Origin of the sequence: Citrobacter sp. Ca225 (assembly GCF_030337175.1) — a bacterium.
GTDB lineage: Bacteria > Pseudomonadota > Gammaproteobacteria > Enterobacterales > Enterobacteriaceae > Citrobacter_A > Citrobacter_A amalonaticus.
In genome coordinates this window covers 103,749-117,823 of sequence record NZ_JAOWCD010000052.1, presented here as the reverse complement: position 1 = coordinate 117,823, position 14,075 = coordinate 103,749, and the positions used below count along the sequence as shown (strand labels likewise).

12 protein-coding genes are annotated in these 14,075 nt (G+C 52.6%); 5 read left to right on the top strand and 7 right to left on the bottom strand.

Translation table 11 applies throughout. The annotated features are described in order from the left end of the window. Positions 1-151 precede the first annotated feature (151 nt). The gene (gene azoR, locus OGW13_RS04855) at positions 152-757 is read left to right on the top strand and encodes an FMN-dependent NADH-azoreductase (RefSeq protein ID WP_043000613.1); all 606 of its coding nucleotides are present in this window, start codon (positions 152-154) and stop codon (positions 755-757) included. 36 nt (positions 758-793) lie between these two features. Here the strand turns inward: azoR and OGW13_RS04850 are convergent, their stop codons facing one another. From OGW13_RS04850 to OGW13_RS04830, 5 genes are all read right to left on the bottom strand, one after another. Continuing rightward, the gene (locus OGW13_RS04850; protein ID WP_043000612.1) at positions 794-1,204 is read right to left on the bottom strand and encodes a GFA family protein; all 411 of its coding nucleotides are present in this window, start codon (positions 1,202-1,204) and stop codon (positions 794-796) included. Between the two features lie 14 nt (positions 1,205-1,218). Then, a complete protein-coding gene (locus OGW13_RS04845) occupies positions 1,219-2,094 on the bottom strand; it encodes an aldo/keto reductase family oxidoreductase (protein ID WP_054176216.1) in 876 nt (291 codons plus the stop codon). A 114-nt stretch (positions 2,095-2,208) separates the two neighbouring features. Beyond that, a complete protein-coding gene (locus OGW13_RS04840) occupies positions 2,209-2,532 on the bottom strand; it encodes a YdbL family probable chaperone protein (protein ID WP_287115774.1) in 324 nt (107 codons plus the stop codon). Positions 2,533-2,539: 7 nt separating this feature from the next. Further along, positions 2,540-2,722 carry a YnbE family lipoprotein gene (locus tag OGW13_RS04835; protein WP_414973524.1) on the bottom strand — a complete coding sequence of 61 codons (183 nt, stop codon included), beginning with the start codon at positions 2,720-2,722 and terminating at the stop codon, positions 2,540-2,542. Between the two features lie 8 nt (positions 2,723-2,730). Further along, positions 2,731-5,367, bottom strand: coding sequence for a YdbH family protein (locus OGW13_RS04830; RefSeq protein WP_287115760.1), 2,637 nt, complete (start codon positions 5,365-5,367; stop codon positions 2,731-2,733). Positions 5,368-5,922: 555 nt separating this feature from the next. Between OGW13_RS04830 and OGW13_RS04825 the strand changes: the two genes are divergently transcribed. Next, positions 5,923-6,912 carry a 2-hydroxyacid dehydrogenase gene (locus OGW13_RS04825; protein WP_156595208.1) on the top strand — a complete coding sequence of 330 codons (990 nt, stop codon included), beginning with the start codon at positions 5,923-5,925 and terminating at the stop codon, positions 6,910-6,912. Between the two features lie 109 nt (positions 6,913-7,021). Beyond that, on the top strand, positions 7,022-7,441 hold the full coding sequence (hslJ, locus tag OGW13_RS04820) for a heat shock protein HslJ (RefSeq protein ID WP_044257796.1): 420 nt from the start codon (positions 7,022-7,024) through the stop codon (positions 7,439-7,441). 10 nt (positions 7,442-7,451) lie between these two features. On the opposite strand, the gene OGW13_RS04815 is transcribed toward hslJ, so the two are convergent. Beyond that, a complete protein-coding gene (locus OGW13_RS04815) occupies positions 7,452-7,724 on the bottom strand; it encodes a putative hemolysin (protein ID WP_043000605.1) in 273 nt (90 codons plus the stop codon). Between the two features lie 156 nt (positions 7,725-7,880). Next, positions 7,881-8,231 (bottom strand): C40 family peptidase, encoded by a 351-nt coding sequence (locus OGW13_RS04810; RefSeq protein ID WP_229233561.1) that lies wholly within the window; start codon positions 8,229-8,231, stop codon positions 7,881-7,883. Positions 8,232-8,969: 738 nt separating this feature from the next. Here OGW13_RS04810 and nifJ point away from each other — a divergent pair. Next, positions 8,970-12,494: a pyruvate:ferredoxin (flavodoxin) oxidoreductase gene (gene nifJ / locus OGW13_RS04805; protein ID WP_054176220.1), complete on the top strand. Its 3,525-nt coding sequence runs from the start codon at positions 8,970-8,972 to the stop codon at positions 12,492-12,494. Between the two features lie 356 nt (positions 12,495-12,850). Continuing rightward, positions 12,851-13,987, top strand: coding sequence for a porin OmpC (ompC, locus tag OGW13_RS04800; RefSeq protein WP_287115759.1), 1,137 nt, complete (start codon positions 12,851-12,853; stop codon positions 13,985-13,987). The last annotated feature ends 88 nt before the right edge of the window (positions 13,988-14,075 follow it).

The window sequence follows — 14,075 nt, the reverse complement described above, 5'->3', positions numbered from 1 at the left end:
TATAGAGTACCACATCAGCACATTTTGTGTGTTGTTCAATAAATTCGAACATAGGATTCGATATATTGCGCTTTCTCTGCGACAGGATTGTGAATAAAGTGTCAACAAGCAACGGGGCACAGCCCATTCAAACACCTATAAGGAAACACCCATGAGCAAGGTATTAGTTCTCAAATCCAGTATTCTGGCAGGGTACTCTCAGTCTGGTCAGTTGTCTGATTATTTTGTTGAACAGTGGCGTGAAAAGCACTCTGCTGACGAAATCACCGTCCGTGACCTGGCTGCTAATCCGATCCCGGTACTGGATGGCGAACTGGTGGGTGCCCTGCGCCCGAGCGACGCGCCGTTGACGCCTCGTCAACAGGACGCACTGGCGCTCTCTGATGAACTGATCGCTGAACTGAAAGCACACGATGTGATCGTTATCGCGGCGCCGATGTACAACTTTAACATCCCGACGCAGCTGAAAAACTATTTCGACCTGATTGCACGTGCTGGCGTGACGTTCCGCTACACCGAGAAAGGGCCGGAAGGTCTGGTGACCGGTAAACGTGCGGTGATCCTCTCCAGCCGTGGCGGTATCCACAAAGACACCCCAACTGATCTGATTGCGCCGTACCTGAAAGTCTTCCTCGGCTTTATCGGCATCACCGATGTGAACTTCGTGTTCGCAGAAGGGATTGCCTACGGCCCGGAAGTAGCGTCTAAAGCGCAGTCTGACGCCAAAGCCGCCATCGATAGCGTGGTTGCAGCGTAAGTTCTCCCCCTCCCGCTCCGGCGGGAGGTTTTTTTATCACTTCGCCTGATAACGCAAATATCCCACCACGCCATTACTCGCACCATCACTCGGATGATTCACCCCGTCAGTGACTTCCACGCAGGCAAAATCAAACGGCGACACATTCTCAATGCATGCCACGTTCACGCCATACTGATCCGGACTGGAACGTCGCTGGTGGAAAGTGTAAATCCCACACACTGAACAGAAAAAGTGCCTTGCTGTGCCGGTATTGAAACGATACTCCGTCAGTTTATCCTGCCCTGAGAGAACCGTTATCCCCATCAACGGCGCAGAAACAACCACCGCACCGCGCATCCGACAAAATGAACAGTTACAACGCCGGATGGTATTAAACCCATCGCTAAGTTGAACGGTAAATTTGACAGCCCCGCAGTGACATTGTGCATTTCGTTTTTCAGTCATGGTCAACCTCCGCCTCATGCCTTTTGCGCAATACTGTCCAGGGTCGCCAGCACTTCCGCTGAAAGTGTCAGATCCCCTGCCGCCATGTTTTCATGCAGATGCGTCACTGAAGAGGTACCCGGTATCAGCAAAATATTCGGTGAGCGATGGAGCAACCATGCCAGCGCAACCTGCATTGGCGTTGCATTCAGGCTTGCGGCCACGTCGGAGAGCGTTGAAGACTGTAGCGGCGTAAACCCGCCCAGCGGAAAAAAGGGAACGTAAGCAATGCCGTCTTCCGCCAGCGCGTCGATCAGCGCATCATCCTGACGATGGGCGATATTGTACTCATTTTGCACACAGACCACCTCTGCGATACTGCGCGCTTGCGCCACCTGGCTGGCAGTCACATTGCTCAGACCGATGTGTCTGACCAGCCCCTGCTGCTGAAGCTCAGCCAGCACGCTGAAACTCTCTTCAATGGAACCTTCATGCGGGCCGTGACCCTCGCCCAGCATAATGCGTAAGTTAACGACATCCAGTACATCCAGACCCAGATTGCGCAGATTATCGTGAACCGCCTGCCTGAGTTCCGCTGGTGAGAATGCCGGTAGCCAGGAGGCATCGTCTCCACGGCGGGCACCGATTTTCGTGACAATCACCAGATCGTCCGGATAAGGATGCAACGCTTCGCGAATGATTTGATTGGTAACGTGCGGACCGTAAAAATCGCTGGTATCAATATGATTGACGCCCAGCGCGATCGCTTCCCGAAGCACCGTCAAGGCAACATGACGATCGCGCGGTGGACCAAAAACCCCAGGCCCCGCCAGTTGCATCGCCCCATACCCTATGCGTTTGACCTGCCGGGAACCGAGAGTAAACGTTTCTGTGATGCTGTGACTTGCCATAACTGCCCCTTCTGCTGAATAGCGCGTAAGAAAACAGAGTATAGAAACTTACCCTGCAAATTATTACGCGTCACCCAACAAAAAGGAAAAACCGCAGACGGCAATGTGAAATGATTATTTCCGCAACCACTTCCCGTTAATGCCCTGGACATATTCTCCTGGTTTCGCCCGCTCGACCAGTTTCTGTCCGGCCATTTTCGCCACTTCATCGACCGGGATGTTATGACTCTCGGCCAACTGTTGGTAGCTGGCGCTGCGTGCTTTGTTGATTTCATTGACCAACGCCAGCGCCTGCGCATCCTGTTTCAGCGCCACCAGATAACCATTGAACGTTTCACCGACCCGGCCCTGGGTTCTGGCCTCATTTAACGTCAGCGCAAAGGCACTGCCACTCAGCAAACTCAGAATGAGCGCCGCCAGAATAAAGGTTCTTTTCATCATCACCTCAGAACAAGTCGCTGCGGGATTTGAGCAGGCTTTCAACGTCCTTATCCACTTTGATATGAATCTCATGCTCAATTTTGACGTTCATATTAATGGTGATGGGCTCTTTTGGCGCCGCGACTTCAATGCGCGGCGTGCAGCCCGTTACGAACCACAGCGGGAGAAGCGCCAGCACGGCTATCATTGTTTTCATTAAGGTTCCTCACATTCCTTGCCTTGTTGACAGGTTTTTTCCGGCAGCGCCGCATTTTGTTCAAGCCATGCCTGGAGATTGTCGCCAAAGCGCAGACTGCGCCACAGCGTAAAGACATTCTCTTCGTGGGTATAGTTGAGATTCACCGTACCGACCTTGCCATCCACATGGCTGTTGCCACGAATTTGCGCCTGCATCGTCAATACGCCCAGATTGTCCAGATTGATTTTGGTCCATGAATGGGCAATCTCCATATACCGCAACCAGTTGATGGCCGCCCCTGCTGCCATGTTGTCTTTTACCACCGCATCGGCGGTGTCTTTATCGATGCGCAGCGTCATCGGACCCGGATTGGTTAACCAGCCATCTTTGATAATCCATTTCTCATCATTCAGCCACAGAGGGAGCGCACCGCTCACCGGCCCGGACATGGCAAACTGTTTCGGATTTACTGCGCTGATAAGTTCGCTTGAGGAGATATTTTGCACCCGCACCAGCGCCGGATCGTGCTGCGGCATGCGCAGTTGTTGCATGGAAACCTTACCGCCCAACACATCCACATTCACGTCAGTCAGTAGCAGCGGATCGGCTTCACTCCACGGATAAGCGCCTTCCAGATCGGCGGTGATATTGGTAGCAGTCACCTGGTTGACAACTTCGGCAATGCGTAGCGACACCGGTCCGCGCGTGCCCAGTTGCCACGCGCCCTCACTAAAGCGGAACGGCAATACAAAATCGACGCCGTTGATCTGGTTATCCGGCATCCAGGCGCTGCCGCCTTTCAAGACGCCGTGACCACCGGCCTCGAATCCTTGTTCTGCCGCTGCCGAAAACGCCACCTGAGCATACAGTTCGCCCTCACGTAATTTCATTTTCCACTCTGGCGGCACCAGCGGCTGGAACACCTCCAGTGACTGTTTTGGCCACCAGGCCTGGCCACGTAAACGTAAGCCATCCCAACGACCGTTTAACCGCACGGGGCCGATCGCCCCGGCATGCAAATCGCCTTTGAACTGGAAAAAAGTTGGATCGCGCCCCTCCACGCTGAACTTGAGCGTTGAGGGCGGCAAAACGCTGCCGCCGGAGAAATGGGTTTCTCCGGCATCGAACGAGAGCGCCCCACTAAACCGGGGATGTGCGGCATCACGCACCCATTCGACCGGTTTATCCATGATTAAACGGGGTGTTTCAACCTTCATGGTGCCGTACTGAAGCTGATCAAATCCCGTAGACAAATCGGTCAGCGTGATGGTGTTGTCATGCCACTCACCTTTGCCTGCCACATCCCATTTCGCGTGCATCGGGGTAAAACTGCCCTCGCCCCAGTAGCGCCACTGCCAGCGCCCCGCATCGGGCAGAAAATCATTCGCCAGCCCGTCCAGATGCAGAACGAAATCCCCCATCTGATTCTCATGGGCGCGCAGAATCGCCTGCAATCGTCCGTCCACGCCACGCTGCGTGACCTTCACGCCCGCCAGCGGCCAGCGAATTTCGTCAATATCCAGTGAGTCGATGACCCGTCCTCGCGAGCGCAGCAGCGCGCCTGGTTCAAACGCCAGCTCCGGATCGGTCAGGCTGCCGGTCAACCGGGCAGGTAATCTGGCATAGAAAATCAGATCATCCTGCTTGGCTTCGCCAGTCAGTTGCAGCGGCATCGCGCTGTCGTCCATGCTCAGTTTTCCCGGTCCAAACGAAAGCACGGCGTTCCCTTTTCCCGCCTCCCCCTGGGTCAGCACATTAAACCGTCCGCTGATCACCGCGTTCTCGGTGCCTTCCTGCCAGTTCTGCACCTTCACGCCCAGACGCCCGCTGAGGGGAAACCCCTGATAAGGCCACGACCAGCGTCCGTCGCTGATGGTTAACTGCTGACGCGTGAGTTCCCACGGCAGGTCAAGCAGCGGATCGGCATTATCCCGTGCCATTACGATGAGCTGCCCGGCATTCTCACGCCACTCCAGTTCCGCATCGACCAACGATGGCTCCTGCGGCAGACTGAGCGTGGCAACGGTGTGCCCGCTCACCGGCAGTCCATCCGGCACCAGCGGCATCGTGAACTCACCAACCAGTTTGACCGGCTGTTGGCCTTCAAACGCCATGACATCAAGCTCACTCACCGTCAGCGTCTGACCGCGCAACTGCCCCTGAAATTTCACTTTATCGCCCTGATAACGCAGTTGCTGGAGCGAAGGGGTCAGCGAAACGTTCAGTTTGCCCTGCCACACCTGCCAGGGTGAAAGAATAACGTTGTCGATGGTGATCCAGGTATTGGGCAGCATGGACTGCCATTCCGCGAGAGTGCGCGGCGCCGCGGGAGATTGTTCCGTTTGCGGCAGTTTTGCCAGACAGGCAGAATCGAGTTCCAGCGTGCCAATATCCAGTTGCCAACGGCTGGGATGCGACAACCAGGCCTGACTGACCCTGGCCAACTGGCAATCATCAACCAGATAGCGAAGTTCAGGAATATGTAAACCGTGGCGCGTGAATCGGGGACTATCAACCAGTGCAATGCGCGTTCCAACCGGCAGCCAGATGCCCGCCAGCGTCGGAACCCACCACCCCAGCGTCATTACCAGAGTCAACGGCACGAGGATCACGAGTAAGAGAAGCGCCAGAACGGCTTTATATTTACCCTTCATGGGCAGTTAATATCCTGATTTAGCGAAAAATTAAGCCGAATTAGGCCGTTATTGTGTCATGTTTAGTTAACCATGCCCAGATTAAGAATAGATGCTCCAGGATGACACACAAACTTTTCACCATCGTTAAGATCAGAAAGTCAGATAAATTACAGAGACTTATCAGATAAATCTAAAGATTAATAGCGGGTAATAGCCGACAAACTATTGCCCTCTATTCTGCAATCAGGCCCGGATAATGTGAAAGTCAGAGGCCGTAGAAAGTGAGTAAATAGTTCGGTTGAAATGCAGACTGTTACACAGGAACATATTGATATTAATCGATGTTGACGCCATATCAGTCGTATCCTGACGAACAACGGGCTGTTCGTGTCACCGAAACAGAGGTGTGGAGCAGCACTGTCACCTGCTGAAATCTGCAATCGATACACTGAACGAACAATCTATTGATGCTCTAGAATTATTCATTATAGGTATCACTTTCAATAATATTTTATGTTTTGTAAAATAATTTGAATTCGATAATTGTGATTCGATATCACTGGAGAAAGACTTATGAAACTCGCCGTCTACAGTACAAAACAGTACGACAAAAAGTACCTGCAGCAGGTTAACGAAGCCTTTGGTTTTGAACTTGAATTCTTTGATTTTCTGTTGACGGAGAAAACGGCTAAAACCGCTCATGGCTGCGAGGCGGTTTGTATTTTCGTGAACGATGATGGCAGTCGCCCGGTGCTCGAAGAACTGAAAAATCATGGCGTTAAGTACATTGCTTTGCGTTGCGCGGGGTTCAATAACGTCGATCTGGATGCGGCAAAAGAGTTAGGTCTGCAGGTCGTTCGGGTCCCGGCCTATTCTCCGGAAGCCGTCGCGGAACATGCGGTGGGCATGATGATGACGCTGAACCGCCGTATTCACCGCGCTTATCAGCGTACCCGTGATGCCAACTTCTCACTGGAAGGATTAACCGGCTTCACGATGCACGGAAAAACGGCGGGGGTGATTGGTACCGGGAAGATCGGCATCGCGGCCCTGCGTATTCTGAAAGGCTTTGGAATGCGTCTGCTGGCGTTTGATCCGTACCCCAGCGCAGCTGCGCTCGAACTCGGCGTGGAGTATGTTGATTTGCCGACGCTGTTCGCCGAATCCGATGTGATTTCACTGCACTGCCCGTTAACGTCGGAAAACTATCACCTGCTGAACCATGCCGCGTTTGATCAGATGAAAAATGGCGTGATGGTCATCAACACCAGTCGTGGCGCCCTGATCGATTCTCAGGCGGCGATTGAAGCGCTGAAAAATCAGAAAATAGGTTCACTGGGGATGGACGTTTACGAAAACGAGCGCGATCTGTTCTTCGAAGATAAGTCGAACGACGTTATCCAGGATGATGTTTTCCGTCGCCTGTCGGCCTGTCATAACGTCCTGTTTACCGGGCATCAGGCTTTCCTCACCGCTGAAGCGTTGACCAGTATTTCTGAGACTACGCTGCAAAATTTACAACAGTTAGCGAACGGAGAAACCTGCCCTAACGCCCTGTTCTGATCCGCCGCCTTCCTGTTCGCAGGAGGGCATTTCAGAATTTCCCCAAAGCCACTGGCGATGAAATAGGTATGCTGTCGGTGGCGATTACGTTTAAATGCAGAGAGTTAACATGAAGAAGGTCATAGCGCTGGTTGCGCTGAGCCTGCTGGTTGCAGGTTGTGTAAGCAACGGAAAAGTATCGGTCAGCCGTGAGCAATTACAGCATCACCGCTTTGTGCTGGAGAGCGTAGACGGTAAACCGGTCAATGCAACGGGTCATCCGCTTGAACTGAGTTTTGGCGAAAAGATGATGATTTCGGGCAATATGTGTAATCGCTTCAACGGTCAGGCATCACTTTCTGACGGTGCATTGAAAGTAAAAGAGATGGCGATGACCCGAATGATGTGCGCCGATCCCCAGCTCAACGAGCTGGACAATACCCTCAGCACCATGCTGAAACAGGGCGCACAAGTAGACCTGACCGCCAACCAGCTCACCCTGGCCACAGCGGAACATACGTTAAGCTATAAGCTTGCCGATTTAATGTAGTAATGGGTGCTTAATAGCTACCACAGCTTCCCGCGGCGAGGGATTGTTCACTGCAACGTTTGCCGTTGGGAAGCGCGCACATACCAATTGCCGATCCGTCTAACTGACGGGCAACGGAAAGTGAACCGCCTATCATGGCGCAATTTGCCTCTCCGGAACTGGTCATCGATGCTTTTAAACCCGGTGCGACATGCGCTGCTGTCGCCTGCTGAACAGGTTCATTGTCACTGCTGCAAGCCGACAACAATAACGCGGCACATCCTACCCAAAACGCTGCGCGCATTTGACTCCCCTCATATTCTGTAAGCGTAAACAAGCCGCACTAATAATAGGCATCCGAATCCGTCGCGTCGAGAGTCAAAACGCGCAATTATGCGGCCTCGCCGCATTTTATTGCGCTTTTTCCCCTGGATTGGGATCCCATAGGCCTGTTCTGTCGTTATGCGCTCACCCGGCGAGCGGTCAAATAGTGCGCCTGCCAGTACTGATTCGACAAATGTGACATTGTCACGCCTTGCGAGCTGGAGGCATGTATAAAGGAGTCATTGCCGATATAAACGCCAACGTGATGCACGTTCGGCTCCGTCTTAAAAAACACCAGATCGCCGACTTTCAGCTCACGCTGACTGACTCTCCGCCCCATACGACTTTGCTCCTGCGCGGTACGCGGCAAGCGTCTATGGATAACCGAGGCAATAATTCTGCGCGTGAACGCCGAACAATCAATACCATTGCGACTGTCACCTCCCCAGCGGTAATCGGTTCCTCTCCACTGCGCAAATTCACTCATAATGCGATGCTTAAGCTGCGCTTTCTTATTCTGAACAGGCGCTTGTGAAAAGTGCCCTTCAGAATAAGAGAGTGGCGAAAAGGTATTGGCTCCCCAGTTTTTGGTCTGAATTTTCACAAAGGCAAATGACGACGATGAGGCGGAAATAAGTAAAGTAAGTAATAAAATTCGTAACATAACCTAATCAAAACAATTAAATACCTGAACACATCCATACTTTTGGCGCACGAAAAAAGTTATCAATAATGATAAATAAAAGAGTTATTTTTGTTTTAACGTCTATTCACGATAACAAGAGTATCGACCTTCAATAACGCAAAGGTTTACAGGCCCTTCCCGTCCTGAATTGCGCTCAGTATAGGCGCGGGCGGCCTGACACCGAACTTAAAAAGTCTTATTAAGAAATTCACATCATGACGATAATGGCGAGGATAATAAATTCATTAAGGAAATCCTTAAAGAAAATCTCACTCCACTTTTGGACAATATGTTTTTAATATCGCCTGCCTCGCAGGCAATAACCAACTCATAACAAAAAAGCACAATTAAATATACAACCCGGTGTTACCTACCGGGCAATAAAATTGTCATTGTTTTTGCGAGCTTTGTGTCAATTTGTGCACTCGAAAGTGGCACAACTTCTAGGGAATACAGGAAAGTCCTATACTAGAGAAATAACTATCAGGACGCTAAGTGGTTTCCTGCGTCCCTCTTTTTTGCGCAATGTAAGGGTGTCATATGATTACTATTGACGGTAATGGTGCAGTCGCTTCGGTGGCGTTTCGTACCAGTGAAGTTATCGCCATCTACCCCATTACGCCCAGTTCAACGATGGCTGAACAGGCTGACGCCTGGGCAGGCAACGGGCTGAAAAACATCTGGGGAGATACGCCGCGCGTCGTCGAAATGCAGTCGGAAGGCGGTGCAATAGCGACCGTTCACGGTGCGCTGCAAACCGGCGCGCTTGCCACCTCCTTTACCTCTTCACAGGGGTTACTGCTGATGATCCCCACGCTGTACAAACTGGCGGGACAATTAACCCCCTTTGTACTGCATGTCGCCGCCCGTACCGTGGCAACCCACGCGTTGTCGATTTTTGGCGATCATTCAGACGTCATGGCGGTCCGCCAGACCGGCTGCGCCATGCTGTGCGCCGCAAGCGTACAGGAGGCGCAGGACTTCGCGCTGATCTCGCAAATCGCGACCCTGAAAAGCCGGGTTCCCTTCATTCACTTCTTTGATGGTTTCCGCACTTCGCATGAAATCAACAAAATCATCCCGCTGGCAGATGACACGATTCGCGGCCTGATGCCGCAGGCTGAAATTGATGCACATCGCGCCCGGGCGCTCAACCCAGAGCACCCGGTGATCCGCGGCACCTCAGCGAATCCCGATACGTATTTCCAGTCCCGCGAGGCGACCAACCCGTGGTATGACGCCGTATACGATCATGTCGAACAGGCGATGAATGATTTCGCTGCCGCAACCGGTCGTCAGTATCAGCCGTTCGAATATTACGGTCATCCGCAGGCCGAACGGGTCATCATTCTGATGGGTTCTGCTATCGGCACCAGCGAAGAAGTGGTTGACGAACTGCTGACGCGCGGCGAGAAAGTCGGGGTGCTGAAAGTCCGCCTGTTCCGCCCCTTCTCAGCTAAACATCTGCTGCGGGCCTTGCCTGAATCCGTCCGCGCGGTTGCCGTGCTCGATCGCACCAAAGAACCGGGTGCCCAGGCCGAACCCCTGTATCTCGATGTGATGACCGCGCTGGCGGAAGCATTCAACGGCGGTGAGCGTGAAACGTTGCCGCGCATGATTGGCGGCCGTTATGGTCTCTCGTCAAAAGAGTTTGGCCCGGACTGCGTGCTCGCGGTCTTTAATGAACTGTGCCAGGCAAAACCCAAACCGCGCTTCACCGTTGGTATCTACGATGATGTCACCAACCTGTCGTTGCCACTGCCTGATAACACCTTGCCGACGACGGCGAAGCTGGAAGCACTATTTTACGGTCTCGGCAGTGACGGCAGCGTTTCGGCGACCAAGAACAACATCAAGATCATCGGTAATTCAACGCCGTGGTATGCCCAGGGCTACTTCGTGTATGACTCCAAAAAGGCAGGCGGTCTGACGGTGTCTCACCTGCGCGTGAGTGAACAGCCGATCCGCTCTGCTTACCTGATCTCACAGGCCGATTTTGTCGGCTGTCACCAGCTGCAGTTTATCGATAAATACCAGATGGCTGAACGACTGAAGCCTGGTGGTATTTTCCTGCTGAATACGCCGTATCCCGCAGATGAGGTCTGGTCACGCTTGCCACAGGAAGTGCAGGCGGTACTGAACCAGAAGAAAGCGCGTTTCTACGTCATTAATGCGGCGAAAATCGCCCGTGAATGTGGCCTGGCGGCGCGGATTAACACCGTCATGCAGATGGCGTTTTTTCATCTGACTCAAATTCTGCCGGGCGATAGCGCGCTGGCTGAACTTCAGGGGGCAATCGCTAAAAGTTACAGCAGCAAAGGTCAGGACCTGGTGGAACGCAACTGGCAGGCACTGGCGCTGGCGCGCGAGTCTGTTGCTGAAGTGCCGCTGCAGGCGGTTGATCCGCACAGCGCCCACCGTCCTCCGGTGGTGTCTGACGCCGCGCCTGATTTTGTGAAGACGGTGACCGCGGCAATGCTGGCGGGGCTCGGCGATGCCCTTCCCGTCTCTGCGCTACCGCCCGACGGCACCTGGCCTATGGGTACCACCCGCTGGGAGAAACGCAACATCGCCGAAGCGATCCCCATCTGGAAAGAGGAGCTTTGCACTCAGTGTAACCACTGCGTTGCGGCCTGCCCGCACTCGGCTATTCGTGCCAAAGTGGTTTCGCCGGAAGCAATGGAGAATGCTCCCGCCAGCCTGCATTCGCTGGATGTGAAATCACGCGATATGCGCGGACAGAAATACGTTCTGCAGGTCGCGCCGGAAGACTGCACCGGCTGTAATCTGTGTGTGGAAGTGTGCCCGGCGAAAGACCGTCAGAATCCGGAAATCAAGGCCATCAATATGATGTCGCGCCTTGAGCACGTCGAAGAAGAGAAAGTGAATTATGACTTTTTCCTCAGTCTGCCGGAAATTGACCGCAATAAACTCGAACGCATTGATATTCGTACCTCTCAGTTGATTACGCCACTGTTTGAATATTCCGGTGCCTGTTCCGGCTGTGGCGAAACGCCGTATATCAAGTTACTGACCCAACTCTATGGCGACAGAATGCTGATTGCCAACGCCACGGGGTGTTCGTCAATTTACGGTGGGAACCTGCCTTCCACACCGTACACAACCGATGCCAATGGGCGCGGTCCCGCATGGGCAAACTCGCTGTTTGAGGATAACGCAGAGTTCGGTCTGGGCTTTCGTCTGACGGTCGATCAGCATCGCTTACGCGTGCTGCGTCTGCTCGAACAGTTTGCCGACCAGATCCCGGCTGAACTGAACGACGCATTACATACCGATGCGACCCCTGACGTTCGTCGTGAGCAAGTTGCCGCGCTGCGTCAGCATCTGAAGGATGTCGATGGCGCACGTGAACTGCTCACCGACGCCGATGCGCTGGTTGAAAAATCCATCTGGCTGATCGGCGGCGATGGCTGGGCCTACGATATTGGCTTCGGCGGGCTGGATCATGTAATGAGCCTGACTGAAAACGTCAATATTCTGGTGCTGGATACGCAGTGCTACTCCAACACGGGCGGTCAGGCCTCGAAAGCCACACCGCTTGGCGCGGTAACGAAATTTGGTGAGCACGGCAAACGGAAGGCGCGTAAAGATCTGGGCGTCAGCATGATGATGTACGGTCATGTCTATGTCGCACAGATTTCGCTCGGGGCGCAACTCAACCAGACCGTGAAGGCGATTCAGGAAGCGGAAGCGTATCCTGGTCCGTCGCTGATCATCGCCTACAGCCCGTGTGAAGAACACGGCTATGACCTCGCACTGAGTCACGATCAGATGCGTCAGTTGACGGCGACCGGCTTCTGGCCACTCTACCGCTTTGACCCACGTCGTGCGGATGAGGGTAAATTGCCGCTGGCGCTGGACTCTCGTCCGCCGTCAGATGCGCTGGCAGAGACATTACTCAACGAGCAGCGTTTCCGTCGCCTGAATGCGCAGCAACCAGAAGTGGCAGAGCAGTTATGGAAGGACGCCGCAGCCGATCTGCAAAAGCGCTATGACTTCCTGGCGCAACTGGCCGGTAAAGCGGAGAAGACCAGTACTGACTGATCGGAGGGTTCACGTCGGCCAAAAAAAAGCCCGAACATCCGTTCGGGCTTGTCAATTTCTTTGTCGGCAAATCAGTACGCGTCGCATTGGACCAACAAAAAAGCAGTATGTGACAATAAAGGCATATAACGAACGAAGAATATCGCACTGGATTTATTTTGTATAATTTTTATTTTATATGCTTTATGCAATTATATTCACAACAATTATTGCTATTTCGATGGAATTATTTATTTAAGGTTTCACTTAAGACGTAACAATTGATACTTATCTCTTTACGGAACTTCTCCTTTAGCATGTTTTTACTCCCCAACAGAGGGAGTGAAAGCTAAATATAAAACTAAAGGATTACTGCGATGAAAAGAAAAGTACTGGCCCTTGTCATCCCTGCCCTGTTAGCAGCAGGCGCAGCACATGCTGCTGAAGTTTATAATAAAGACGGCAACAAATTAGATCTTTATGGCAAAGTTGATGGTCTGCATTATTTCTCTGATAATGCCAACAGTGATGGCGATCAAACTTATGTTCGTATGGGCTTTAAAGGTGAAACACAAATTAATGATCAACTGACCGGTTACGGTCAGTGGGAATATCAGGTTAACGCCAACACCACCGAAGGCGACCACGGCAACAGCTTCACGCGTCTTGCTTTTGCTGGCCTGAAATTTGGTGAATACGGTTCATTCGACTACGGTCGTAACTACGGCGTGATGTATGACGTGGAAGGCTGGACCGATATGCTGCCTGAATTCGGCGGCGACTCCTACACCTATTCCGATAACTTTATGGTAGGTCGCACCAACGGTGTTGCTACTTACCGTAACACGGACTTCTTCGGTCTGGTTAACGGTCTGAACTTCGCACTGCAGTATCAGGGTGCCAATGAAAACCAGTCCACTAATGAAGATGATTTCTTCCAGGAAGGTACCGGCAACGGCGGCGATCGTACTGTCCAGAACTCCAACGGCGACGGTTTCGGTATCTCGTCGACCTATGACTTCGGAATGGGCGTTAGCTTCGGTGCAGCCTACACCACCTCCGACCGTACCAACGAGCAAGTCAATGCGGGTGGCCGCGTCGCGGGTGGCGATAAGGCAGATGCCTGGACAGCGGGTCTGAAATATGACGCCAACAACATTTATCTGGCTACCATGTACTCTGAAACCCGTAACATGACCCCGTACGGTGATGACGGCGTAGCAAACAAAACCCAGAACTTTGAAGTGACGGCGCAATACCAGTTCGACTTCGGTCTGCGTCCGGCGGTGTCCTTCCTGATGTCAAAAGGTAAAGATCTGACCGGTCAGGGCAATGACGACAGCAAAGATCTGGTGAAATACGCGGATGTTGGCGCGACTTACTACTTCAACAAAAACATGTCCACCTATGTTGATTATAAAATCAACCTGCTGGATAACGACGACAACTTCTATTCTCGTAACAATATTAATACCGATGACGTCGTCGCACTCGGTATGGTCTATCAGTTCTAAGCCCTTCTGCCCGCTGGTATCGGCGGGCTTCTGCCCTTTCCCTCACCGTCATAACCCATTCGTTTTGCCTATAACAAAATGCGATATC

What these genes read in the sequence shown, in the direction of transcription:
- OGW13_RS04825 (WP_156595208.1), top strand. Translation starts at nt 5,923, where the DNA reads ATGAAACTCGCCGTCTACAGTACAAAACAGTACGACAAAAAGTACCTG.
- OGW13_RS04850 (WP_043000612.1), bottom strand. Translation starts at nt 1,204, where the DNA reads ATGACTGAAAAACGAAATGCACAATGTCACTGCGGGGCTGTCAAATTT.
- ompC (WP_287115759.1), top strand. Translation starts at nt 12,851, where the DNA reads ATGAAAAGAAAAGTACTGGCCCTTGTCATCCCTGCCCTGTTAGCAGCA.
- hslJ (WP_044257796.1), top strand. Translation starts at nt 7,022, where the DNA reads ATGAAGAAGGTCATAGCGCTGGTTGCGCTGAGCCTGCTGGTTGCAGGT.
- nifJ (WP_054176220.1), top strand. Translation starts at nt 8,970, where the DNA reads ATGATTACTATTGACGGTAATGGTGCAGTCGCTTCGGTGGCGTTTCGT.
- azoR (WP_043000613.1), top strand. Translation starts at nt 152, where the DNA reads ATGAGCAAGGTATTAGTTCTCAAATCCAGTATTCTGGCAGGGTACTCT.
- OGW13_RS04845 (WP_054176216.1), bottom strand. Translation starts at nt 2,094, where the DNA reads ATGGCAAGTCACAGCATCACAGAAACGTTTACTCTCGGTTCCCGGCAG.
- OGW13_RS04815 (WP_043000605.1), bottom strand. Translation starts at nt 7,724, where the DNA reads ATGCGCGCAGCGTTTTGGGTAGGATGTGCCGCGTTATTGTTGTCGGCT.
- OGW13_RS04835 (WP_414973524.1), bottom strand. Translation starts at nt 2,722, where the DNA reads ATGATAGCCGTGCTGGCGCTTCTCCCGCTGTGGTTCGTAACGGGCTGC.
- OGW13_RS04840 (WP_287115774.1), bottom strand. Translation starts at nt 2,532, where the DNA reads ATGAAAAGAACCTTTATTCTGGCGGCGCTCATTCTGAGTTTGCTGAGT.
- OGW13_RS04830 (WP_287115760.1), bottom strand. Translation starts at nt 5,367, where the DNA reads ATGAAGGGTAAATATAAAGCCGTTCTGGCGCTTCTCTTACTCGTGATC.
- OGW13_RS04810 (WP_229233561.1), bottom strand. Translation starts at nt 8,231, where the DNA reads ATGAGTGAATTTGCGCAGTGGAGAGGAACCGATTACCGCTGGGGAGGT.